This window comes from Wenzhouxiangella sp. YN1, from assembly GCF_056324145.1.
The window spans coordinates 41,553-63,957 of record NZ_JBJNIO010000090.1 but is presented as its reverse complement, the minus strand read 5'-3'; the positions used below and the strand labels follow the sequence as shown (position 1 = coordinate 63,957).

Sequence of the window (22,405 nt, the reverse complement as noted above, 5' to 3'; positions counted from 1 at the left end):
CGATGGCACATGTCAGACAAGCATATCGCGCAACCGATGTCACGCCTCCGACCGATGTCGACAAGGTGGTCGTTCTGTCGACGATCGGACTGCTGGTGGTGGGCGTGATCATGGTGGCATCCACCTCGATTGCCGTGGCCGACAGCTATTCGGTATCGGTCTGGCATTTTCTTGCCAAGCACATGATCTTCATCATTCTGGGCCTGACATTTGCTGCCGTTGTGGCCACCATCGGCACGCGCCGGATGCAGCAGCTCGCGCCGTTGGCCTTTCCTTTGTCGGTGGTGTTGCTTCTGCTGCCGTTTGTTCCGGGGCTGGGCCATGAGGTCAACGGCTCCACGCGCTGGATCAACCTGGGCGTGTCGAATTTTCAGGTGGTCGAAGCGGTCAAGCTGCTGATGATCATGTTCGTGGCCGGCTACCTCGCCAAGCGCCCGGAGCTGGGGCGGGGCAAGTTTCTGGAAACGCTCAAGCCTTTGCTGCTGGTGGGGCTGCTGGCAGCCATGCTGCTCAAGCAGCCCGACATGGGCTCGGCCGTGGTTCTGGGAGCCATCGTCGGCGGCATGATCTGGCTGGCGGGCGCTGCCTGGAAGCATCTGTTCGTGCTCGGGTTGGGCAGCGTGCCGCTGCTGACATTTGCTGCCCTCGAGCCTTATCGCCTCAAACGCGTGATGACTTTCGTTGATCCCTGGGCCGATCCATTCAACACCGGGTTTCAGCTGACCCAGGCGCTGATTGCCGTGGGGCGGGGCCAGATCAACGGCGTTGGTCTGGGCGAAAGCGTGCAAAAGCTTTACTACCTGCCCGAGGCGCATACCGATTTCATCTTCGCGGTGCTGGCCGAAGAGCTCGGCCTCGTCGGTATCGTTTTCGTGCTTGGCTTGTTTGCCCTGCTGGTGGGGCGCATCTTTCTGATCGGCGCGCAGGCGCAGCGCCAGGAGCGACCCTTTTCGGCCTTTCTGGTGTGGGGTATCGGCCTGTGGATCGGCATGCAAGCGCTGGTGAGCATGGGCGTGAACCTCGGCATGTTGCCAACCAAGGGCCTGACGCTGCCGCTGATTTCCGCCGGCGGCAGCAGTCTGATCATGACCCTGGTGGCCATCGGCGTGGTGCTCAAGGTCCACAGCGAGCTGAGCCTGGAGGCGCGCCGGCAACCGCGCCGGCGCCGGGAGTGGCAGGCATGAGTCAGCCGCGCGTGATGATCATGGCGGCGGGCACCGGCGGCCACATCTTTCCCGGCCTGGCGGTCGCCGCGGTGCTGCGTGAGCGGGGTGCCCGGGTGAGCTGGCTGGGTACGCCTTCGGGGCTGGAAAACCGGCTGGTGCCGGCCGCTGGGCTTGCCCTCGAGCGAATCACGATCAGCGGCCTGCGCGGTCGCGGTCTTGCCGGCTGGCTGGCTGCGCCCTGGCGCGTACTCAAGGCCATGAGTCAGGCCCGACGCCTGATTCGCAAGCAGCGGCCTGACTGCGTGCTGAGCATGGGTGGCTATGTGGCCGGGCCCGGTGGCCTGGCTGCGCGCCTGCAGGGCGTGCCGCTGGTGATCCATGAACAAAACGCGATTGCCGGCCTGACCAATCGCTGGCTGCGGCCGCTGGCACAGCGCGTGATGACCGGCTTTCCCGATACGCTTGCGCGCGCGCAGCACGTGGGCAATCCGGTCCGTCGCGAGATCTCCGAGCTGCCCGATCCCGAGCGCCGCTTCGCGCAGCGGCAAGGCCCGTTGCGCTTGGTGGTCGTCGGCGGCAGCCTGGGCGCGCGCGTATTTGCCGAAGTGTTGCCGCAGGCGCTGGCGCGCTTGCCTGAGTCGCGGCGACCGCGGGTACTGCATCAGGCCGGTCGCCAGCTCGAGCATGCTCGCCGAGCGTACCGCCAGGCGGGAGTGCAGGCCGAGGTGGTCGAATTCATTGACGATATGGCCGGCGCCTGGGGCGAGGCCGATCTGGCCATCTGCCGCGCCGGGGCGCTGACCGTGGCCGAGCTGGCCGCCGCCGGGCTGGCGGCCTTGCTGGTGCCGTTTCCCCACGCCGTGGATGATCATCAATACCGCAATGCCCGCTATCTGGTGGACGCGGATGCGGCCTGGTTGCGGCGCGACCACGAGCTTGACGCCGACTGGCTGGTCGAGTTCCTGGGCGAGGCCAGCCGCGCACAGCTGCTGGCGCGCTCGCGCAATGCACGGAGCCTGGCGCGAGGCGCCGCGGCCGAGGCGGTGGCCAGCGCCTGCCTGGAGGTGGCGGCATGACCGCGCGAACGCAGGCTGAGCATCTGATGCATCGCACGCGCCGGATACACCTGGTGGGCATCGGTGGTGCCGGCATGAGCGGCATCGCCGAGGTGCTGATCAACCTGGGCTTTCTGGTAAGCGGATCCGACCTGCAGACGTCGGCCAACCTGTCGCGATTGCGCGCGCATGGTGCCGAGGTCCACATCGGCCACGCCGCTGATCATCTGGGTGATGCCGATGTGGTGGTGGTGTCCGGCGCTGTCCCCGAGGACAACCCCGAGGTGATGGCTGCCCGCGAGCGGCGGGTTCCGGTCATTGCCCGCGCCGAGATGCTGGGCGAACTGATGCGCTTTCGCCAGGGCATTGCCGTGGCTGGAACCCACGGCAAGACAACCACGACCTCATTGCTGGCCACCTTGCTGGCCGAGGCCGGCCTGGACCCGACTTTCATCGTCGGCGGGCTGGTCAACGCTTTCGGAACGGGCGCCCGGTTGGGCGAGGGTCGTTATCTGGTCGCCGAGGCCGACGAGTCCGACGGATCGTTTCTGAAATTGCAGCCGGTGATCTCGGTGGTGACCAATATCGACCGTGATCATCTGGATGCCTATCAGGGCAGTTTCGACCAGCTGCAGCGCGCGTTTCTCGATTTTCTGCACCATCTGCCGTTTTTCGGCGTCGCCGTGCTCTGCATCGACGACGCGCACGTTGCCGAGCTGATTCCCGAAGTCGGACGCGCCGTCGTGACCTACGGGTTCGACGAGCGCGCGGACGTGCGTGCCAGTCGGTTGCGCCAGCAGGGGCGAACCATGCACTTCGATCTGTGGCTGCCTGGCCAGGAAAGCGCTCGCGCCGTCAGCCTTGCACAGCCCGGGCGCCACAACGTACTCAACGCCCTTGGCGCGGCTGCCGTGGCCAGCGAAATCGGCATCGCACCGGAGGTCATCGTGCGCGGCCTGCAAGGCTTTGGTGGCATCGGCCGAAGGTTTGCCGAAATCGGCGCGCTTGAAGTACACGGTCGCCGCGTGCTCGCCTTCGAGGATTACGGGCATCACCCGACCGAGCTGGAAGCCGTGATCGAGGCCGCGCGCGAAGGCTGGCCGGATCGTCGCCTGGTGCTGTTCTTCCAGCCCCATCGCTATACCCGCACCCGGGATCAGTTCGACGACTTTGTCAGAGTGCTTGCCAGCGCCGATTCGCTGGTGCTGGCGGATCTGTATTCGGCCGGCGAGGAAGCGCTGGCCGGCATCGATTCGGACGCGCTGGCGCGGGCGGTCAAGCGGCGCCGCGAGATACCGCAGCTGCGCGTGGGCGCGGTTGACGAGGCGGTCGATGTGCTGCCGCAGTTGCTTGAAGACGGCGATCTGCTGCTGGTGACCGGTGCCGGCGATGTCGGCCGTCTGGGCGAGCTGTTGCGCCGGCGTTATGCGCAGGAGGCGGCATGAACCTGGGCGACCCGCGCAAGTTCGGACAGGTGGCCCTGGTGGTGGGCGGCGACAGCGGCGAGCGCGAAGTCTCGCTGCGCGGTGGTCGGGCCGTAGCCGCCGCCCTGGAGAAACTCGGCATCCAGTTCAGCGTGGTCGACGGCGCGCGGCGGCTGCTGGAGCACGTGGCGGCCGGCCATTACGACCGCGTGTTCAACCTGCTGCATGGTCGCGGCGGCGAGGACGGCATGCTCCAGGGCGCGCTGCGCATCTACGGCGTGCCGGTTACCGGTTCGGGCGTGCTGGCCTCAGCACTGAGCATGGACAAGCTGCAGAGCAAGCGGGTTTTCGCCGCCTGCGGACTGCCCACACCCGAATGGCGCGTGGCGCATGCTGTCGAAGACGCCGCGGCAATTCTCGAAACGTTGCCGCCGCCGCTGTTTGTCAAGCCGGCGCGCGAGGGCTCGAGCCTGGGCATGAGCCGCGTGCTCGAGCCCGACGAGCTGGCTCCGGCGCTGGAAAAAGCCCTGTCTTACGACACCACGGTGCTGGTCGAACGAATGATCGGCGGTTCTGAATACACCGCCGCGATCCTGAATGATCGCGTGCTGCCGTTGATCCGGCTGACAACGCCGCGCGAGTTCTACGACTATCAGGCCAAGTACGAGACCGGCGACACCCGGTATCTGTGCCCCTGCGGCCTGGATGCAGACACCGAATCCAGCCTTGCCGGCGTTTGTCTGCAGGCGTTCCAGGTGCTGGGCACCTCGGGCTGGGGGCGGGTCGACGTGATGATGGATGAATCAGGGCAGCCGTGGCTGCTGGAGGTCAACACCACGCCGGGCATGACGGATCATTCGCTCATGCCCATGGCCGCAAAAGCGGACGGAATCGATTTTGAGGAGCTGGTATGGCGGATTCTGGAAACCAGCCTGAGCGCACGATGAGACCGGTGTGGCTGGCAAGCGCCGTGCTGGTCGGTGTGACCCTGCTTGCGGCGCTGTGGCTGCGCTCGGGGCTGATTGGCGGCGAGCAGTGGCCGATTCGCTGGCTGGACGTGGCCGGTGAGCTGACGCGCACCAGCGCCAGCCAGATTCGCGCGGCCGTGGCCGACGAGGCCGGCCAGGGCTTTTTCGCTGCGGACCTGGATAACATACGCGAACGGGTCGAGTCGCTGCCCTGGGTCGCGCGCTCGGAAGTCAGCCGCCAGTGGCCCGACGCTTTGTTGATCGACATTGTCGAGCATCGCCCGATCGCGCGCTGGAATGACGACCGTCTGCTGAGCCAGCGCGGCGAAGTCTTCGCTGTCAGTGGCAGCGAAAGCATGCAGGGGCTGGCGCGCCTGCGCGGGCCGGAGACGCGCGCCGACGAGGTGCTCGAGCGCTGGCAGGCCTTTCGCAGCCAGCTGGGGCAGATCGGGCGCGATGTCGCCGAGCTGACGGTCGACGAACGTGGCGCCTGGCGGCTGCGGCTCGACAACGGCCTGGTACTGGTGCTCGGCCGGGAGCATGTCGACCTGCGTCTGCAGCGCTACATCAGCGCGCAGCCGGCGCTTTTCGACCTCGAGCGACCGATCCGGATGGTCGACATGCGCTACACCAACGGCCTGGCCGTGCGCTGGGTCGATGTGATCGAAGACAACGACGAAGATTCCGCGGGAGAGCAAACGAGTCATGGCTAAGCGGCCGGACAAATCACTGGTGGTCGGGCTGGATATCGGCACGAGCAAGATTGTCGCGATTGTCGGCGAGGTGCAGTCGGACGGGCAGGTCGAGGTGGTCAGCCTCGGCTCGCATCCCTCACGCGGGCTCAAGCGCGGCGTGGTGGTGGATATCGAGTCGACCGAGCAGTCCATTCAGCGTGCCATCGAGGAGGCCGAGCTGATGGCCGACTGTCAGATTCATTCGGTATTTGCCGGCATCGCCGGCAGCCACATCAGCTCGCTCAACTCGCACGGCGCCGTGGCCATCCGCGACAAGGAGGTCACCGACGGCGACGTCGAACGCGTGCTGGAGTCGGCCCGCGCGGTGGCCATTCCGGCCGATCAGAACATCCTGCACGTGCTGCCGCAGGAATACGTGATCGACTCCACCGACGGCATCCGCCAGCCGGTCGGCATGTCGGGTGTGCGTCTGGAGGCGCGGGTGCATCTGGTCACCGCTGCTGTCAGCGCGGTCCAGAACGTCACCAAATGCGTGGCCCGCTGCGGCCTGCAGGTCGATGATCTCATTCTGCAGCAGCTGGCTTCCAGCCATGCGGTGCTCAGCGAAGATGAAAAGGACCTGGGGATCGGTCTGGTCGATATCGGCGCCGGTACGACCGACATCGCCGTGTTTACCGAGGGCGCCATCCGCCATACCGCCTGCATTCCGATTGCCGGCGACCTGGTGACCAACGACATTGCCGTGGCCTTGCGCACTCCGACCGTGCACGCCGAGGAAATCAAGATCAAATATGCCTGTGCCCTGGAGCAGATGGCGGGCTCCGATGAAACCATCCAGGTACCCAGCGTCGGCGACCGCGCGCCGCGCCGCCTTGAACGTCAGACCCTGGCTCAGGTGGTCGAAGCGCGCTACCGCGAGCTGTTTCACCACGTGCAAAAGCAGCTGCGCCAGTCCGGCTTCGAATCGATGATCCCGGCAGGCCTGGTGCTGACCGGCGGCGGATCGAAGATGGAGGGTGTCGTCGAGCTGGCCGAAGAAATTCTGCACATGCCGGTGCGTCTCGGCGCGCCGCAGCATGTTTCGGGGCTGTCGGAAGTGGTCAACAACCAGATTCACGCCACCGGCGTGGGTCTGTTGATCTACGGCAGCCATGTGGAGTCGCCGCGTCGCACTGGACTGGCGCGCGGCGGAGAAAGCCTCTGGAACCGCATCAAGAACTGGTTTCAAGGGGAGTTTTGATGCCCGCAAGCGATGTGCCTCGGGCAAGGAACGGGAGCGGCACAAAGCGTCCTGCAAGAAGACGCGTGTCGCCATCCCTTTTGAATGCGTTATCCGGAACAACCGGATTTGTTGATCGAATGGCGAGCGAAAGGAGAAACCGATATGCCTTTTGAATTGATCGAAAACTATACACCTGGAGCGACCATCAAGGTCGTCGGAATCGGCGGAGGCGGCGGCAACGCCGTCAATCAGATGGTGGAGTCGGCCATTGAGGGCGTGGAGTTCATCTGCGTCAATACCGACTCTCAGGCGCTGCAGAACTTTTCCGGCAAGACCACGCTGCAGATCGGCACCGGCGTCACCAAGGGTCTGGGTGCCGGCGCCAATCCGGAAGTCGGGCGGCAGGCCGCGCTCGAGGACCGCGATCGCATCAGCGAAATGCTTGAAGGCTGCGACATGGTGTTCATCACCGCCGGCATGGGCGGCGGCACCGGCACCGGAGCGGCGCCGGTGGTGGCTCAGACCGCCAAGGAAATGGGAATACTCACCGTCGCGGTGGTGACCAAGCCCTTCCCCTTCGAAGGTCAGCGCCGCAGCGCCGTCGCCCAGCAGGGTATCGATGAGCTGTCGCACCACGTCGACTCGCTGATCACCATTCCCAACGGCAAGCTGTTGAGCGTGCTCGGCGCGGAGGTCACCTTGCTCGACGCCTTCAAGTCGGCCAATCAGGTGCTCTCCGGGGCGGTGCAGGGTATTGCCGAGCTGATCACCCGCCCGGGCCTGATCAACGTCGACTTCGCCGATGTGCGCACGGTGATGAGCGAGATGGGCATGGCAATGATGGGCGCCGGCACGGCCAAGGGCGAAGACCGCGCCCTGATGGCGGCACAGTCGGCCATCGGTTCGCCCCTGCTCGAAGACATCGACCTCAACGGCGCCTGCGGCATTCTGGTCAACGTCACCGCCGGCATGAACCTGAGCATGAAGGAATTCGAGGAGGTGGGTACCACGGTTGCCGACCTGGCCAGCGAAGACGCCACGGTGGTGATCGGCACGGTCATCGACCCGGACATGAACGAGGAGTTGCGCGTGACCGTTGTGGCGACCGGCCTGGGCTCCCAGCGCCCAAAGCGCGAGGAGCGGCCGATGCAAGTCGTCCGCACCGGTACCGATAACCACCCGGCGTTCACGGCGACCGAAGAGCCCGATCGCGTACAGCCCGGCAATCCACGTCCGGAAGACGCCGCGGCTTCCGGAGAAAGCCGCCGCCTGTTCGGTGAGCAGAAGGAGATGGACTATCTCGATATTCCCGCATTTCTGCGCAACCAGGCCGATTGAGGTCGGCCACGTGCTGCGGTGGTTTCGCTGACGAAGCGGCCACGAATCAGCCGGCAATGGGCTTCGACTCGCCACGAAGCCCGTAGCCGGCTGATATTGCCTGGCAAAAGCTGTGTTTGTGGCTTTTTGGCAACAGGTGTGGTGATTTTCACGAAAAATTGCTTTTTTACGACAACCTCCTGTGCTATGCTCCGCGGCGTCTACCAGCAATCGGTAATGCAGTGATCTGCCAGAGAACGCTAAAGAACGTCATCCGCGCCACCGGCGTGGGCCTGCACACCGGCGAGAAGGTGCTCATGACCTTGCGGCCGGCACCGGCCAACCGCGGCATCGTCTTTCGTCGCGTCGATCTTGACCCGGTCACGGAAATCAAGGCCGAGCCCCATCTTGTGCGCGACACCGCCCTGTCGACCACGCTGATCAACGACGAAGGAGTGCGGGTCGCGACAATCGAGCACCTGATGTCGGCCCTGGCGGGTCTGGGTATCGACAACCTCTATGTCGACCTCAGCGCGCCGGAAGTGCCGATCATGGACGGCAGCGCCGGGCCATTTGCCTTTCTGATCCAGTCTGCCGGCATTGCCGAGCAGAGCGCGCCCAAGCGCTTCATCCGCATCAAGAAGGCCGTCGAGGTACGTGACGAGGACCGCTGGGCGCGCTTCGAGCCGCACGAAGGCTTCCGCGTCAATTTTGCCATCGAGTTCGACCACCCGGTGATTCGCTCGCACTCGTGCAAGGCCGACGTGGAGTTCTCCACGACGTCCTACCTCAAGGAGGTGGCACGCGCGCGTACCTTTGGCTTCATGCGCGATATCGAATACCTGCGCCAGCGTAACCTGGTGCTTGGCGGCAGCCTCGACAACGCGGTTGTGCTTGACGACTATCGCGTGCTCAACGAGAACGGGCTGCGCTACGAAGACGAGTTCGTCAAGCACAAGGTGCTCGACGCCATCGGTGATCTCTACCTTCTCAACCGTAACCCCATCGGCGCCTTTTTCGGCCACAAGTCCGGCCACGAGCTCAATAACCAGCTTGTCCGCCAGGTGCTGGCCGACGAAACGGCCTGGGAAGAGGTGACCTTCGAGGACGATGGGCATGCGCCGATTTCTTACGTGCAGCCGGCGCAGGCGGTCTGAGACGGGGCGGGCCGGCCGTCTGGATGTAGAGCGGGCGCCCAGGGCCCAGTCGGGTACCTGCCCGGCAACTGGAAACTGCTGATTGGGGTTCAGCGAAGCTGCGGCACCACGATGACCCTTGTGCCCGTCAGTCGCTGATCAAGCCGGCGGTTGGCTTCCCTGAGCAGGTCATCGGCCATCAGCCGGGCACGGCTTGCCCAGGCCGGGCTGGTAGCGGCCAGAATCAGGGTTTCGCCTTCGATACAGGCCAGGCCGATGTGCTCGCGCATGCTGCCGGGCAGCACCTGGCGCAGATCGGCATCGAGCCGGTCCAGCGCGCGAGCCGTCTGCAGCAGGCGCTGCAGCCCCCCGTGCGAATCGGTGACCTCTTCGACAGCGCGCTCCTTGCGGCCGCGTCCGGTCATGTTTCAAGACTCCACTGTTGCCAGGCTGGTGCAGTTTAACGCCCGGTGGCGCTACAATGTCGAGCTTGTGCTTGCACCCCCGCGGTGCCGACCCCAATTTAGTCATCTCGCAAGAGCCCAATCTCAAGCAACGGACGTTTCATGCTCAAATCCCTGATCACCAGAGTCGTGGGCAGCCGTAACGAACGGCTGATCAAGGCCCTCTACAAGGACGTCGAAGCGATCAACGCCTTCGAGCCCGAGTTCCAGCAGCTCAGCGACGCCGAACTCAAGGCCAAAACGGCCGAGTTCCGCCAGCGCCACGGCGAGGGTGAAAGTCTGGACAAACTGCTGCCCGAGGCCTTTGCCGCCGTGCGCGAAGCCGCGGTAAGAACGCTGGGCATGCGCCATTACGACGTGCAGCTCATCGGCGGCATGGTGCTGCATCAGGGCAAGATTGCCGAGATGAAGACCGGTGAGGGCAAGACTCTGGTGGCCACTCTGGCGGTCTATCTCAACGCGATTCCCGACCAGGGCGTGCACGTGGTGACGGTCAACGACTATCTTGCCGGCCGCGACGCGGAGTGGATGGAACCGCTCTATCAGGCGCTGGATCTCAGCGTGGGGGTATCGATACCCGGGATGAGCCCGGACAGCAAGCGGGAAGCCTACAACGCCGATGTGACCTACGGCACCAACAATGAGTTCGGCTTCGATTATCTGCGCGACAACATGGCCTTTTCACTGGAACAACGGGTCCAGCGTGGTCGCCACTTCGCCATCGTCGACGAGGTCGACTCCATCCTGATCGACGAGGCGCGCACACCGCTGATCATTTCCGGCCCGACCGATGAGGGCCCGGAGATCTACGTGCGCATGAACAGCATCGTGCCCAGCCTGCAGCCGCAGGAAGAAGAGGACGGGCCCGGCGACTTCTCCATCGACGAGAAGACCAAGCAGGTCTATCTCACCGAAGAGGGCATGGCCAAGGTCGAGGACTTGCTCTCCGAGGCCGGAATGATCGAATCCGGGGCCAGTCTTTACGATTCGGTCAATCTGGGGTTGATGCACACGCTCAATGCTTCGTTGCGCGCGCATCATCTGTATTACAAGGACACCGACTATATCGTCAGCGACGGCGAGGTCGTCATCGTCGATGAATTCACCGGGCGCACCCTGCACGGGCGGCGCTGGTCAGAGGGGTTGCACCAGGCCGTGGAGGCCAAGGAAGGGGTGCCCATCCAGCGTGAAAACCAGACGTTGGCCTCGATCACCTTCCAGAACTTCTTCCGGCTCTATGACAAGCTTTCGGGGATGACCGGCACGGCCGACACCGAAGCCTACGAGCTGCAGTCGATCTACGGTCTGGAAGTGGTGGTGATACCCACCAACAAGCCGATGGTCCGCAAGGACCACGCAGACCTGGTGTTTCTGACCCGGCAGGAGAAGTTCGACGCGATTGTCGACGACATCAAGGAGCGCGCCACCAATGGCCAGCCGGTGCTGGTGGGCACCACCTCGATCGAGAACTCCGAGCTGATCTCCCGGGAGCTCAAGCGCGCCGGCATCAAGCACGAGGTGCTCAACGCCAAACAGCACGAGCGCGAGGCCAACATCATCGAGCGGGCCGGCGATATCGGCAATGTGACCATCGCCACCAATATGGCCGGCCGCGGTACCGACATCGTGCTGGGCGGCAATCTCGAGGCTGAACTGCGCGATCTCGGCGAGGACGCCAGCGAAGAGCAGCGCCGCAAGGCCCGGGAAAACTGGCAGCAGCGCCACGATCAGGTGCTCGAGGCCGGCGGGCTGCACATCATCGGCACCGAGCGCCACGAATCGCGGCGCGTCGACAATCAATTGCGCGGCCGTGCCGGCCGCCAGGGCGACCCCGGCTCGAGCCGCTTCTATCTGGCCCTCGAAGATCCGCTGATGCGCATCTTCGCCTCCGAGCGCATGAGCACCATGATGCAGAAGCTGGGCATGCGCGACGGCGAGGCCATCGAGCACCCGTGGGTCAATCGTGCGATCGAGAATGCCCAGCGCAAGGTCGAAGCGCACAACTTCGACATGCGCAAGCACCTGCTCGAATATGACGACGTTGCCAACGACCAGCGGCGCGTGATCTACACCCAGCGCAACGAGCTGATGGAAGCCGAGGACATCAAGGACACCATCGACGCCATCCGTGAGGAGGTGTTTGATCGACTCATCAGCCAGTTCGTGCCGCCGGGCTCGATCGACGAGATGTGGGACATCGACGGCCTGCAGCGTGCCCTGGAAGGCGAGTTCGGAATCGAAGTGCCCATCCGGCAATGGCTGGATGAAGACGACGAGCTGGCCGAGGAGGGCCTGCGAGAGAAGATCGTGGCCGCGGTCGATGCGCATTACCAGGCCAAGGAAGATCTGGTCGGCTCCGAGGTCATGCGCCAGTTCGAACAGGCGCTGATGCTGTCGATTCTCGACCAGCAGTGGAAGGAACATCTCGCCAGCATGGACTATCTGCGCCGCAGCGTGGGCCTGCGCAGCTTTGCGCAGAAGAAGCCTCAGCAGGAGTACAAGCGCGAAGGCTTCGAGATGTTCACCGAGATGCTCGACAACATGAAGCACGAGGTGATGAAAGGCCTGGCGCGAGTGCGGGTGCGCAGCGAAGAAGACGTCGAGGCGGTGGATCAGCAGCGCCGACGCGAAGCGCCGATGCAGTTCCAGCATGCCGAGGCGCAGTCGGCGACCTCCGGTGATGCCGCCGCCGCTGCTGGCCAGCAGGGTCAGGGCCCAAGCAAACCCGACACCTTCGTGCGTGAGGGCCGCAAGGTAGGGCGCAACGAGCCCTGTCCCTGTGGTTCAGGCAAAAAATACAAGCATTGCCACGGCAAGCTGAGCTGAAGCACCTGGTGCAGGCATGAATCCCGAGGCGGACGCTTCCTCGCCGCTGATTCATGTCGTTGCCGGCGTGCTGCGTGATCACCGCGGGGCCGTCTTGCTGGGCCAGCGGCTTCCCGGCAAGCACCTGGCCGGCAGCTGGGAGTTTCCCGGCGGCAAGTGGGAGGCTGACGAATCCCGCGAGCAGGCTCTGCGCCGGGAACTGGATGAAGAGCTGGGGATCACGGTCGACACCCTCCGACCCTGGCTGTCACTGACCCACGCCTATCCCGAGCTGAGCGTTCGCCTGTGGCTTTTCAGCGTCGAAGACTGGCGCGGTGAGCCACGCGGTCGCGAGGGTCAGGCACTGCAATGGGTGGCGCCTGAGGCCATGCGCCAGCTGCAGATGCCGGCCGCCGATCGACCGATCGTTCGGGCACTCACTCTTGATCCCTGCTATGCCACCGCGCCGGATCCTGCCGACGTTGGCGGGCCTGAAGCCATACTCGACTGGACCCGCAGGGCGCTGGCCGCCGGCGGGCGCCTGTTTCTGCTGCGCACGTGGTCGCTTGCCGAAGCGGAGTTCGAGCTGCTGGCCCGCGACTTTGGCGCAATGGTCCACCGCGTTGGCGCACGCTGGTTGGTCGACACCTCGGTCGAGCAGGCCCACATGCTGAGAGCCGACGGTGTTCATCTCGGCCCCGAGCGATTGCTGCAGCTCAAGACCCGCCCGTTGCCGGAGCGCCTGCTGGTGGCCGCATCCTGTGGCAACGTGGCACAGCTTGCGCATGCCGGGCGCATTGCCGCCGATTTCGTGACGCTTGCGCCGGTAAATACCGCAGACCCATCCGGTGGTACCGGCGCCCTGGGCTGGGACGGCTTTGCGCAGCTGGTCAGTTTCTCTCCGCTGCCGGTTTATGCTCACGGTGGTGTCGGTCCGGACGATTTGGGTCGCGCACGCGAGCACGGTGGTTTCGGCGTCGCCGGCTGCTTTGAATTCAAGGGCGCAAAATGAGTATCGAAACCGTTTCGCTGCCGATCCGCTCGCAGCCCATGCCCGCCACCGGGGAGGCCGATGTCTGGCTGACCCGGCTGAGCGAAATGCCGCTCGACATGGGGCCGCGCGGGAGCAGTCGGCGCGATCAGGTCATGCGCCAGCGGATCCAGCAGCGGTTTTTCCTGCGCTTGCTGCTGGCGGCGTATCTCGACCGGCCGGGCAAATCGATCAAGCTGGTTCGAAGCGACCGCGGCAAACCCATGCTGGGCGGTGATCTGGCCGGCAGTCGCCTGCAGTTCAATGTTTCCCATTCCGGTGACTGGCTGGTGCTGGCGGTTGCCGACGCGGTGGCTGTTGGTGTCGATCTGGAAGCCGCGCGCCGCCTGCCAAGAGCGGCGCTGCTGAGCCGCCGTTTTCTGTCGCCGGAAGAGGCCGACTGGATCAGCGGCCTGGACGAGCCGTTTCGATCGCGGCAGTTTCTCGAGCAATGGACTGCGCGTGAGGCTCTGGTCAAGGCGCGCGGCTGCGGCCTGGCCGGTTGCCTGGGCGAAATGGCGCTGGACTGGCAGCCGCCCAGAGTCCGGCAGCTGCCGGCTGACTGGGATGGTGCCGAACGCATGACGCTGGCCAGTCTGGCCATGCCCGATGGCCTGATTGGGCACCTGGCAGCGGCGCAGGGCGCGTTGCGCCCGCGCGTGCGCCGTATTGGCGCCTGAGTCGAACCTGGCGGCGCACGCATGTCATTGCGTGCAACATTCAAATAGAGGAGCCGAACAATGTATCTGCAGCAATCCACCTGGCCTGAAATCGAGGCCTATCTGAAAGACTCCAGCGGCATCGTCATACCGGTCGGTTCAACCGAACAGCACGGCCCGACCGGTCTGATCGGTACCGACGCCCTCTGCCCGGAAATCATTGCCGGGGGTCTGGCCGAAGCCGGCATTCTGATCGGCCCGACGCTGAGCATCGGCATGGCGCAGCATCATCTGGGCTTTCCCGGATCGATCACCCTGCGACCCTCCACGCTCATGGCGCTGGTGCGCGATGTGGTCGCCTCGCTGGCCGTCCACGGCTTCACCCACATCTATTTTTTCAACGGCCACGGCGGCAATATCGCCACCTTTCAAGCCGTCTTTGCCGAAATCTGGGCCGATGCCAGCCTGGCCCAAAAACCTTCGGCGTTGCGTCTGAAAGTGGGCAACTGGTTCGCCGGGCAGCGCGTACAGGCGCTGGCGCGCGAACTGTACGGCGAGGCCGACGGCAGCCACGCCACGGCCTCGGAGCTGGCCCTGACCTGGTATGGCTACCCTGATCTGATGCGCGCTGACAAGCTCGATCCGGTTCGCGCCCCGAACGGCCCCATCCGCGACGCCGCCGACTACCGCAAACATTTCCCCGACGGCCGCATCGGCTCCGAGCCCCACCGCGCCACCCCCGAACACGGCAAGCGCTTCTACGAAGCCGGCCTGGCCGACGCGCTGGAGGACTATCGGGAGTTCATGAATTCCTGACTGCCAACCTGCTCACAGGGGCGTAGCCGAACCACCACAGCTACCGCATAAGCCGGTCAAAGCTTGCGCCGCGATCGGCGGCCGAAAGTCCGTCGGCAGATCGCGAGCGCCAAGGACCGGGATCTTGTTTGCAGTCCTAGGCCCTCGTGTGATCCGGTCACGATTATCGTCCGATGATCCCGGGCATCGAGCTGCCTTCAGGCTCACTTCTTGTTGGAAATACGCGCCTTGTTCAACCTCAAGTGTCATTGGACAAAGCTGTTGGCAGCCAGTGTGACATTTTTCTAATCTGTTAGTGGGGGTTTGTTGGCTTGGCTAGTTTGGCGTAGGGCAGATATGTGTGTAACCCATTCTCGTTTGCGAATTACGCCTACCACCTATACCACCGAGCAATCCACCCTGTCAGGGTCCTGCTTGTGCTGGTTTGTGGCCTTGGGCGTCCAACTCTCTTTCAGGCTTGTGTCTTCATTACGCTGACGCCTGTTTCTGATTGCAACGTATAGCTGGAACGGAACCACGGCCCAGCATCTAGCTGGGCCGACCGTATCTTTCACCTGGACTATACGCATCAAGAGACAGTCTGTTCCACCAATCCGGACCAAGTAGCGCCGGAAATTGCGAATTATCTGAGCGAGGCGTTCCCTGATACGGATGTGGAAATAGTGGAGGCTGTGCATTCGTCCTGCACCGGAGAGGGGTTCGTTGTTCAACTCGAGTTCAATGGCAGTTTATGGGGCCACCGTGAGCGTTATGAGGCGCTCGTGCAGCATGTCCGGACGCTTGGCGCTGAGACAAAGGCCAGAAGTTTTCAGTACGAGCCTGTTCCGGGTTTCCAGGAAACTGATGTCTGATTCGGGCACGTCAGCGGGCGCGCCAGGCCCGCCAGCCGAGGATGACGCCCGCCAGCAGTGACACGCCCGCTGGAAGGGAATGGCCCTGCCACAGCGGCGTGACCTGGTAGCCGGCGAGTACGGCGCCGGCGACAATGAGGCCGGCGGCGAGGATGGCGCCGGGCAGCCGGCGGTTGTGGTGGCCCAGTTCGGCGGCGAGCTTTTCGAGGTCTTCGGAATCGATGCGGGTGCGCAGGCGACCTTCGCCGGTGGTCTTGAGGAAGCCGTGTACCAGCCCCGGCAGCTCGGGCGCGCGGGCAAGCCAGGTTGGCATCTCGCGCGCCATGCGCCGCATGGTCCGCGGCAGGCCGTAGCGTTCGGCGAAGATGGCTTCGAGTTCGGGTTTGGCCACCTCCCAGATATTCAGGCGCGGGTCGAGCTGTCGGCCCATGCCCTCGATGTTGAGGAGGGTTTTCTGCAGCATGATCAGCTGTGGCTGCAGCGTTAGCTTGAACTGACGCGCGACCGAGAACAGTTCGATTACCATCTCGGCAAAGGACACTTCTTCAAGCGGCCGGGTGAAGTTGGGTTCGCCGACGGTGCGCGCGGCAGCGGCGAGCTGGTCGATGCGGGTATCAGCGGGCACCCAGCCGGCCTCGACGTGCAGCTCGGCGACGCGGCGATAGTCGCGGTTGAAGATGGCCAGGAAGTTCTCGCCTATGTAGTAGAGATCCTGCGGGGTGAGGCTCTCGACGATGCCGAAATCGAGCGCGATCCAGGTCGGATCGAGCGGGTTGGTGGTATCGACGAGCAGATTGCCGGGGTGCATGTCGGCATGGAAGAGATTGTCGCGAAAGACCTGGCTGTAAAACACTCGGATACCTCGCCGTGCCAGGCGCCCAAGGTCGACGCCGCGGCGCTTGAGCTCCGGGATATCCTTGACCGACACGCCGTCGACGTGCTCCATTACCAGCACCCGCTCGGCGGTGAACTGCCAGTAGATGGTCGGAATGTAGAGGTCGCGCGAGCCCTGAAAGTTGCGTTTGAGCAGCGAAGCACTGGCCGCCTCGGCCTTCATGTCGAGCTCGCGGTAGATGACCCGCTCGAACTCCGAGACGATATCGTCGGGGCGAATCCGGTCCCCTTCCGGATGGTAGCGGCGCAGCAGGCGCGCGAGTGCACGCAACAGTTCCAGGTCGCGCCGGATCTGGCGTTCGATTCCCGGTCGCACCACCTTGACCACGACCTTCTCGCCGGACTTCAGGCCGGCAGCGTGGACTTGCGCGATCGAGGCCGAGGCCAGCGGGCAGTCATCGAACTCGTTGAACAGCTCGGCAATCGGGGCGCCAAGCTGGCGTTCTATGATGGCGCGCGCCTGTTCGGTCGGGAAGGGCGGCACGTCGTCCTGCAGGCCGGCCAGGTCATCGGCGATGTCTTCAGGCAGCAAGTCGCGGCGGGTCGACAGGATCTGGCCGAATTTGACGTAGATCGGCCCGAGCTCCTGCAGGGCCAGCCTGAGCCGAGCGCCGCGCGAGAGCTGGCGCACGTGGCGGCGCCCCCAGGGCAGCACACGCACGATACGCGCAAATTTCAGCGGTGGCAGCGCGGTAAGCAATTCGTCGAGTCGGTAACGCGCCAGAGTCAGCGCGATGCTCGCCAGGTGCACACCGCGCGCAATCACGCCCGGCTCCGACGGCGCAACTGCGCCTCCAGCCGGTCGGCGGCCTCGCGCAGTTCATCGACCTCGTGCACGAAGGCGTTGACCTCCTCGCGGGTGACCAGCAGGCCGGACTCTTCACGCAGAAAACGGGCGGTCTGGTCGGCGGCCGTGCGCGTAAGCTGCCGCGCGCCGGCACGGGCGTCGATCAACGTGCGCCACAGCTGGTGGCCGACGACCGGCCCGAAGCGCTCGACAAACATCGCCTCCCAGTCGGGGTCGAGCTGCTTCAGCAGCTTTTCGAAGGCCTGACCGGTGCCGGCATCGCCCTCGATGCGCACGCCGCTACCGGGCGCGCGCCACTCCGGCACCGCCATGGCCAAAAGCGCCAGCGGCGTACCGCTGATGGTGGTGTCAGGGGCGTCGTCGCATTCAGCGCTGACGCCGAGGCCGTCTTCGCGCCCGTGGAAATGCAGGTCGATACCCAGGCCCTTGAGCTCCAGGCACACGCGCTTGTCGGCCAGTGGCGCGAGCCGTGTCGTGGCGCTGTCGTCGAGCGCAATGGCGCGCGTAATGGCTTGGTCGACGACGGCAGCAAGCCGGCCGGGCAGGGGGGTCAGGTAGCGGGCGCTGGTGGGGCGGGAACTCATGGTCGCAAGCTCATGTTCGGCAATTCATCGTCGAAGAATCATCGTCGGAGGTGCATGGATCAGACCCTGGCACCCCGATGAATGGCGCAGATGCCGGCCGAAAGGTTGGACCAGCGCACCCGCTCGAAACCGGCTTCGCGCATCTGCCCGGCCAGGCTCGGCTGGTCGGGAAAGCGGCGGATGGATTCGGCCAGGTAGCGGTAGCTTTCGGCATCGCCGGCGATGCGCGCACCCAGGCGCGGCAGCACCTGAAAGGACCAGGTGTCATAGAGCCTGGCCAGGGCCGGCAGCCCGACCTTCGAGAACTCGAGAATATGCACGCGTCCGCCGGGCTTGAGTACGCGATGCATTTCCGCAAGGGCACGATCGCGCCAGGTGACGTTGCGCAGGCCGAACGCGATCGTCACGTGATCAAAATGCCTGTCGGCAAAGGGCAGGGCCTCGGCATTGACCTGCAGCCAGTCCAGGCCCTTGACCAGGCCGCGGTCGTCCATGCGCGCGCGGCCGGTGGCGAGCATGTCATGATTGATGTCGGCGACGACCACCCCGGCCCCGCGCTCGCGCGCCAGCCGGGCAATATCACCGGTGCCGCCGGCCAGATCGAGCAGCTTCTGGCCGGACCTGATGCCGCAGGTGGCCACGAAGTGCCGTTTCCAGGCGCGGTGGATGCCCAGGCTCATCAGATCGTTCATCAGGTCGTATCGCCGCGCCACTGATGAAAACACGCGGCCGACGAGCTGCGTTTTCTCCTCGGGCGATACGTCGCGGTAGCCAAAATCGGTCATGCTGGGTTTCCGTATTGTCCGGCAACCATGTGCCGGTTCATCGAAAAGAATGGAGCACGAAGGTCGCGAAGAAGACGACGCTGTTCAGCGACAGGGAGTTTGCCTGCGTGCACCTTCGTGCGCCCTTGATCACCGGGCGGATGCTGCTAATCACCGTCACGCTCACGCAAGCGCTCGGCGTAGCGCGCCAGATTCCGTTCCATGTTCTGGCCCAGATCATAAAGGAAAGCCCAGGTGTAGATGCCGGTCTGGTGGCCGTCGTCGAAACGCAGCTGTACGGCATAGCTGCCGATCGGCTCGATGGCCGCGATGCCGACGCTCTCCTTGCCGGTCATCAGTTTCGGCTCTGAATAGCCGTGGCCGCGCACCTCGGCCGACGGCGAGTGGGTGCGAAGGTACTCGGCCGGCAGCTCGAAGCGAGCACCGTCGTCGAAGGCGACGATCAGCACGCGGCGGCTGCGCTCGTAGGTCAGTTCGTTGGGTTGGCGTTCGCTCATGGTGCCTGGTAATAGGTGGGCGAGCCGGGGCCAACCGGCAGGTCAAGGCCGAAGACCCACAGCATGAATAGCAGACTCCAGCCGATAAAGTAGCAGATCGAATAGGGCAGCATGGTGGCAATCAGTGTGCCGATGCCGAGTTTTCGATCGTAGCGGGTCGCCCAGGCCAGGATCAGACCGAAGTAGCTCATCATCGGCGTGATGATGTTGGTGGTCGAGTCGCCGATCCGATAGGCCGTCTGGATGACTTCGGGCGAGTAACCGATGAACATCAGCATGGGCACGAAAATCGGCGCGGTCACGGCCCATTGTGCCGAGGCCGAGCCCAGCGACAGGTTGACGATGCCGCACATGATGATGAACAGCACGAACACCAGCGGGCCGGTCAACTCGATGCTCTGGAGGAAATCGGCGCCGGTCACCGCCGTGATCAGCCCGAGATTCGACCAGCCGAAGAAAGCGACGAACTGGGCGGCGAAGAACACCAGCACCACGTAGAGGCCGAGCGTGGAAATCGCCGAGGCCATCCCGTCGATGATGTCGCGGTCGTTCTTCATCGTGCCCACGACCCGGCCGTAGGCGAAGCCCACGACCAGAAAGAAGATGAAGATCCAGGCCACGATCGAATTGAAGAAAGGTCGGGAAGTTTCGATAAACCCGCTGCCGGCCGCCGGGTCGCGCAGGACGCCACTTTCGGGCACGACGAGCCAGGCGACCAGGCCCAGCAGGGCGATCACGGCCAACAGGGCTGTCAAAAGGCCCTTCTTTTCCAAGCCGCTCAGCGGCGTCATCTGGCTGTCGTCGAGCACCGAGGGGTCGGCGTTGGAGTCGTCGTAGCTGCCGAGCTTGGGCTCGACGATGAAGATCGTCACCAGCGAGCCGATGGCGGTGATCATGAACGTCGACACGATCATGAAATACCAGCTGGCCGTGGCGTAGACGGTGTAGTCGGGATCGACCAGGCGTGCCGCCTCCTGGGTCAATCCGGCGAGCAGCGGGTCGATGGTGCCCAGCAGGAGGTTGGCGCTGTAGCCGCCCGAAACCCCGGCGAAAGCGGCCGCCATGCCGGCCAGCGGATGCCGACCCAGGGCCAGAAAGATGGCGCCACCCAGCGGCACCAGCACGACATAACCCATCTCCGAGGCGGTGTTGGAGAGCACGCCGGCAAAGACCACGGCCACGGTCACGACGTGTTTGGGTGCCGACAGCACGATGCCGCGCACCAGCGCCGAGAGCAGCCCGGACTTTTCGGCCACGCCCACGCCGAGCATGGCCACCAGCACCACGCCCAGCGGCGCGAAGTTGACGAAATTGTCCACCAGGCCACCGAGAATCCGGCGCAGGCCCTCGGCGTTGACCAGGCTGATCGCCTCGATGGTGGCGCCCGCCTCGGCGCTGGGGCGCGGGTCGGTGACGCTCACCCCCAGCCAGCCGAACAGGCCCGAGAGCAGCACCATGGCCAATGCCAGCAGCGCAAACAGCGTGACCGGATGCGGCAGCAGATTGCCGAGCCACTCGACGACGTCGAGAAAACGAGTAAACCAGTTGCGACGGGCGGTGATCGTCGGGCTGTCGTTGTTGCTCACGGGATTGAAGAGTCCTGAGTTTGGTCTTGAAAACGCCGCCGCGACAGCGACCGGGCATGATAGCGCAGCGGCGCTGCATAGTGCAGAACACGGAACTTGCGAGTGTGAAGTGTTAAGTGTGAAGAAAAGATGTGATGGTTTACGCTAACGGCCGTGCCGGGTAAAACCCCGAGCGTATAAAACCTGATTGACCGGCCTAACGCCCGCCACTTCACACTTCACACTTCACACTTCACACTTTCTATTCAGAGCCCTAACGCAAACAGGCCCAGGCAAAGGATCAACCCGGCCAGCGGGATGATGACCGTCAGCGCGCCCATCGCCGGGTAGGCGGCGGCATGGGTTTCGTTGCAGATGGCGCGGATAGTGGTCACGACATAGCCGTTGTGCGGCAGCGAGTCGAGCGCGCCCGAGGAAATCGAGACCACCCGGTGAAGCTGGTCGGGGTCGACGCCGGCGTCGACGTAGTGCGGGCCGAGAATCGGCAGGGCGATGGCCTGACCGCCCGAGGCCGAACCGGTCATGGCCGCGATCGAGGACACGGCAATGGCGGCGCTGACCAGGCCGTTGCCGGGCAGGCCGGTGACCCAGACCACGGCCGCGTCGAAGGCCGGCGAGACCCGGGCAACGGTGCCGAAACCGACCACGGCGGCGGTATTCCCGATCGCAACCAGGGCGCCCACGCCGCCTTCGGTCAGCGCGGCACCGGGCTGGTTGAGGTGGCGGATGTTGATCAGCGCCGCGCCGATGCAGCCGGCCAGCAGCGCCACGATCAGGGCGGATACGCCCAGGCGATCATGCAGGGTGAAGGAAAAGCCCAGCACCAGCATCAGCGGCACCAGGGCCAGAACCGGGTGGGGCAGGTTGGCCCGACCGCTGGCCGGGTCGGCTTCGCGCCCGTCGAAGTTCTCGCCGCGCGCGACCGCGCGCGCGAGCATCCACTTCAGCCAGAAATAGCCGCTGGTGGCCATCACGATGGCGACCATCAGGCTGGCCTGCCAGGCCGCCAGCGGGCCGGTGCCGAGATGCTCGATGGGGATCCAGTTCTGGATCTCCGGCGAGCCGGCCGAGGTCATGGTGAAAGTTACCGAACCGAAGGCCAGGGTGGCGGGAATGAAGCGCCGCGGCAGGTCGGCGTCGCGAAACAGCGCCAGCGCCATCGGATAGACCGAAAACGCGACCACGAACAGGCTGACACCGCCGTAGGTGAGCACCGCGCAGGCGATCACCACCGCCAGCGCGGCATGGTGGGTGCCCAACCGGCGCACGATCCAGTGGGCCACCGACTCGGCGCCGCCGGATGATTCCATCAGCTTGCCGAACAGCGAGCCGAGCAGAAAGACGAAGAACCACGAGGCGATGAAGCCGGTAAACCCGTTCATGTACTGGGTAACCAGGTCGGCCTGGCCTTCGGCGGCCAGCGGCGGCAGCAGCGCGATGCCGCTGGTCAGCGCGATCAGCAGGGCGCACAGGGGGGTGGCCACGAACAGGCTCATGCCGCGCATGACGAGTACGATCAACAGGGCGAGGCCGCCCAACAGGCCGATCAGGCTGAGCATGGTGGATGCATCCGCTTGAATTGGCGGCCATGTTGGCAAGCGCCCGCGCGGGGCGGAACTGTACCAAGGTACAAGTTACACGCG

The 22,405-nt window shown here is 64.6% G+C and carries 19 protein-coding genes; 12 read left to right on the top strand and 7 right to left on the bottom strand.

Annotated elements, in window-relative coordinates; genetic code table 11:
• Positions 1-2: 2 nt before the first annotated feature.
• From ftsW to lpxC, 8 genes are all read left to right on the top strand, one after another.
• The gene (ftsW, locus tag ACEWQZ_RS01400) at positions 3-1,184 is read left to right on the top strand and encodes a putative lipid II flippase FtsW (RefSeq protein ID WP_476481282.1); all 1,182 of its coding nucleotides are present in this window, start codon (positions 3-5) and stop codon (positions 1,182-1,184) included.
• Complete coding sequence (gene murG / locus ACEWQZ_RS01395; RefSeq protein ID WP_476481281.1) at positions 1,181-2,242, top strand: undecaprenyldiphospho-muramoylpentapeptide beta-N-acetylglucosaminyltransferase; 1,062 nt, start codon at positions 1,181-1,183, stop codon at positions 2,240-2,242. Before ftsW ends, murG begins: the two co-directional genes overlap by 4 nt.
• Positions 2,239-3,666 (top strand): UDP-N-acetylmuramate--L-alanine ligase, encoded by a 1,428-nt coding sequence (gene murC / locus ACEWQZ_RS01390; protein WP_476481280.1) that lies wholly within the window; start codon positions 2,239-2,241, stop codon positions 3,664-3,666. Before murG ends, murC begins: the two co-directional genes overlap by 4 nt.
• Positions 3,663-4,592 carry a D-alanine--D-alanine ligase gene (locus ACEWQZ_RS01385; protein ID WP_476481279.1) on the top strand — a complete coding sequence of 310 codons (930 nt, stop codon included), beginning with the start codon at positions 3,663-3,665 and terminating at the stop codon, positions 4,590-4,592. Before murC ends, ACEWQZ_RS01385 begins: the two co-directional genes overlap by 4 nt.
• Positions 4,589-5,326 carry a cell division protein FtsQ/DivIB gene (locus tag ACEWQZ_RS01380; RefSeq protein ID WP_476481278.1) on the top strand — a complete coding sequence of 246 codons (738 nt, stop codon included), beginning with the start codon at positions 4,589-4,591 and terminating at the stop codon, positions 5,324-5,326. Before ACEWQZ_RS01385 ends, ACEWQZ_RS01380 begins: the two co-directional genes overlap by 4 nt.
• Positions 5,319-6,548, top strand: coding sequence for a cell division protein FtsA (ftsA, locus tag ACEWQZ_RS01375; protein WP_476481277.1), 1,230 nt, complete (start codon positions 5,319-5,321; stop codon positions 6,546-6,548). Before ACEWQZ_RS01380 ends, ftsA begins: the two co-directional genes overlap by 8 nt.
• Positions 6,549-6,692: 144 nt before the next feature.
• On the top strand, positions 6,693-7,868 hold the full coding sequence (gene ftsZ, locus ACEWQZ_RS01370) for a cell division protein FtsZ (protein ID WP_476481276.1): 1,176 nt from the start codon (positions 6,693-6,695) through the stop codon (positions 7,866-7,868).
• 221 nt (positions 7,869-8,089) lie between these two features.
• Positions 8,090-9,004: a UDP-3-O-acyl-N-acetylglucosamine deacetylase gene (gene lpxC, locus ACEWQZ_RS01365; protein ID WP_476481275.1), complete on the top strand. Its 915-nt coding sequence runs from the start codon at positions 8,090-8,092 to the stop codon at positions 9,002-9,004.
• Between the two features lie 89 nt (positions 9,005-9,093).
• Here the strand turns inward: lpxC and ACEWQZ_RS01360 are convergent, their stop codons facing one another.
• Positions 9,094-9,408 (bottom strand): DciA family protein, encoded by a 315-nt coding sequence (locus ACEWQZ_RS01360; protein ID WP_476481274.1) that lies wholly within the window; start codon positions 9,406-9,408, stop codon positions 9,094-9,096.
• A 141-nt stretch (positions 9,409-9,549) separates the two neighbouring features.
• Between ACEWQZ_RS01360 and secA the strand changes: the two genes are divergently transcribed.
• Genes secA through ACEWQZ_RS01340 form a run of 4 tightly spaced genes read left to right on the top strand, consistent with a single transcriptional unit; the run spans position 9,550 to position 14,757 of the window.
• Positions 9,550-12,273 carry a preprotein translocase subunit SecA gene (gene secA, locus ACEWQZ_RS01355; RefSeq protein ID WP_476481273.1) on the top strand — a complete coding sequence of 908 codons (2,724 nt, stop codon included), beginning with the start codon at positions 9,550-9,552 and terminating at the stop codon, positions 12,271-12,273.
• Positions 12,274-12,289: 16 nt separating this feature from the next.
• A complete protein-coding gene (locus ACEWQZ_RS01350) occupies positions 12,290-13,264 on the top strand; it encodes a Nudix family hydrolase (RefSeq protein WP_476481272.1) in 975 nt (324 codons plus the stop codon).
• Complete coding sequence (locus ACEWQZ_RS01345) at positions 13,261-13,962, top strand: 4'-phosphopantetheinyl transferase family protein (protein WP_476481271.1); 702 nt, start codon at positions 13,261-13,263, stop codon at positions 13,960-13,962. The genes ACEWQZ_RS01350 and ACEWQZ_RS01345 overlap by 4 nt, the downstream gene beginning before the upstream one ends.
• 60 nt (positions 13,963-14,022) lie before the next feature.
• Positions 14,023-14,757 carry a creatininase family protein gene (locus ACEWQZ_RS01340; RefSeq protein WP_476481270.1) on the top strand — a complete coding sequence of 245 codons (735 nt, stop codon included), beginning with the start codon at positions 14,023-14,025 and terminating at the stop codon, positions 14,755-14,757.
• A gap of 861 nt (positions 14,758-15,618) precedes the next feature.
• On the opposite strand, the gene ubiB is transcribed toward ACEWQZ_RS01340, so the two are convergent.
• From ubiB to ACEWQZ_RS01310, 6 genes are all read right to left on the bottom strand, one after another.
• A complete protein-coding gene (gene ubiB, locus ACEWQZ_RS01335) occupies positions 15,619-17,268 on the bottom strand; it encodes a ubiquinone biosynthesis regulatory protein kinase UbiB (RefSeq protein WP_476481269.1) in 1,650 nt (549 codons plus the stop codon).
• Complete coding sequence (locus ACEWQZ_RS01330) at positions 17,265-17,894, bottom strand: ubiquinone biosynthesis accessory factor UbiJ (protein ID WP_476481268.1); 630 nt, start codon at positions 17,892-17,894, stop codon at positions 17,265-17,267. Before ACEWQZ_RS01330 ends, ubiB begins: the two co-directional genes overlap by 4 nt.
• Before the next feature lie 59 nt (positions 17,895-17,953).
• Positions 17,954-18,679, bottom strand: coding sequence for a class I SAM-dependent methyltransferase (locus ACEWQZ_RS01325; RefSeq protein WP_476481267.1), 726 nt, complete (start codon positions 18,677-18,679; stop codon positions 17,954-17,956).
• 146 nt (positions 18,680-18,825) lie between these two features.
• Positions 18,826-19,176, bottom strand: coding sequence for a gamma-butyrobetaine hydroxylase family protein (locus tag ACEWQZ_RS01320; protein WP_476481266.1), 351 nt, complete (start codon positions 19,174-19,176; stop codon positions 18,826-18,828).
• Positions 19,173-20,762: an AbgT family transporter gene (locus ACEWQZ_RS01315; RefSeq protein WP_476481265.1), complete on the bottom strand. Its 1,590-nt coding sequence runs from the start codon at positions 20,760-20,762 to the stop codon at positions 19,173-19,175. The genes ACEWQZ_RS01320 and ACEWQZ_RS01315 overlap by 4 nt, the downstream gene beginning before the upstream one ends.
• 245 nt (positions 20,763-21,007) lie before the next feature.
• Positions 21,008-22,321, bottom strand: coding sequence for a GntP family permease (locus ACEWQZ_RS01310; protein WP_476481264.1), 1,314 nt, complete (start codon positions 22,319-22,321; stop codon positions 21,008-21,010).
• Between the last annotated feature and the right edge of the window lie 84 nt (positions 22,322-22,405).

What these genes read in the sequence shown, in the direction of transcription:
- ACEWQZ_RS01380 (WP_476481278.1), top strand. Translation starts at nt 4,589, where the DNA reads ATGAGACCGGTGTGGCTGGCAAGCGCCGTGCTGGTCGGTGTGACCCTG.
- ACEWQZ_RS01360 (WP_476481274.1), bottom strand. Translation starts at nt 9,408, where the DNA reads ATGACCGGACGCGGCCGCAAGGAGCGCGCTGTCGAAGAGGTCACCGAT.
- ACEWQZ_RS01325 (WP_476481267.1), bottom strand. Translation starts at nt 18,679, where the DNA reads ATGACCGATTTTGGCTACCGCGACGTATCGCCCGAGGAGAAAACGCAG.
- ACEWQZ_RS01340 (WP_476481270.1), top strand. Translation starts at nt 14,023, where the DNA reads ATGTATCTGCAGCAATCCACCTGGCCTGAAATCGAGGCCTATCTGAAA.
- ACEWQZ_RS01345 (WP_476481271.1), top strand. Translation starts at nt 13,261, where the DNA reads ATGAGTATCGAAACCGTTTCGCTGCCGATCCGCTCGCAGCCCATGCCC.
- ftsA (WP_476481277.1), top strand. Translation starts at nt 5,319, where the DNA reads ATGGCTAAGCGGCCGGACAAATCACTGGTGGTCGGGCTGGATATCGGC.
- ACEWQZ_RS01310 (WP_476481264.1), bottom strand. Translation starts at nt 22,321, where the DNA reads ATGCTCAGCCTGATCGGCCTGTTGGGCGGCCTCGCCCTGTTGATCGTA.
- ACEWQZ_RS01330 (WP_476481268.1), bottom strand. Translation starts at nt 17,894, where the DNA reads ATGAGTTCCCGCCCCACCAGCGCCCGCTACCTGACCCCCCTGCCCGGC.
- murG (WP_476481281.1), top strand. Translation starts at nt 1,181, where the DNA reads ATGAGTCAGCCGCGCGTGATGATCATGGCGGCGGGCACCGGCGGCCAC.
- ACEWQZ_RS01320 (WP_476481266.1), bottom strand. Translation starts at nt 19,176, where the DNA reads ATGAGCGAACGCCAACCCAACGAACTGACCTACGAGCGCAGCCGCCGC.
- secA (WP_476481273.1), top strand. Translation starts at nt 9,550, where the DNA reads ATGCTCAAATCCCTGATCACCAGAGTCGTGGGCAGCCGTAACGAACGG.
- ftsW (WP_476481282.1), top strand. Translation starts at nt 3, where the DNA reads ATGGCACATGTCAGACAAGCATATCGCGCAACCGATGTCACGCCTCCG.
- murC (WP_476481280.1), top strand. Translation starts at nt 2,239, where the DNA reads ATGACCGCGCGAACGCAGGCTGAGCATCTGATGCATCGCACGCGCCGG.
- ACEWQZ_RS01385 (WP_476481279.1), top strand. Translation starts at nt 3,663, where the DNA reads ATGAACCTGGGCGACCCGCGCAAGTTCGGACAGGTGGCCCTGGTGGTG.
- ACEWQZ_RS01350 (WP_476481272.1), top strand. Translation starts at nt 12,290, where the DNA reads ATGAATCCCGAGGCGGACGCTTCCTCGCCGCTGATTCATGTCGTTGCC.
- ftsZ (WP_476481276.1), top strand. Translation starts at nt 6,693, where the DNA reads ATGCCTTTTGAATTGATCGAAAACTATACACCTGGAGCGACCATCAAG.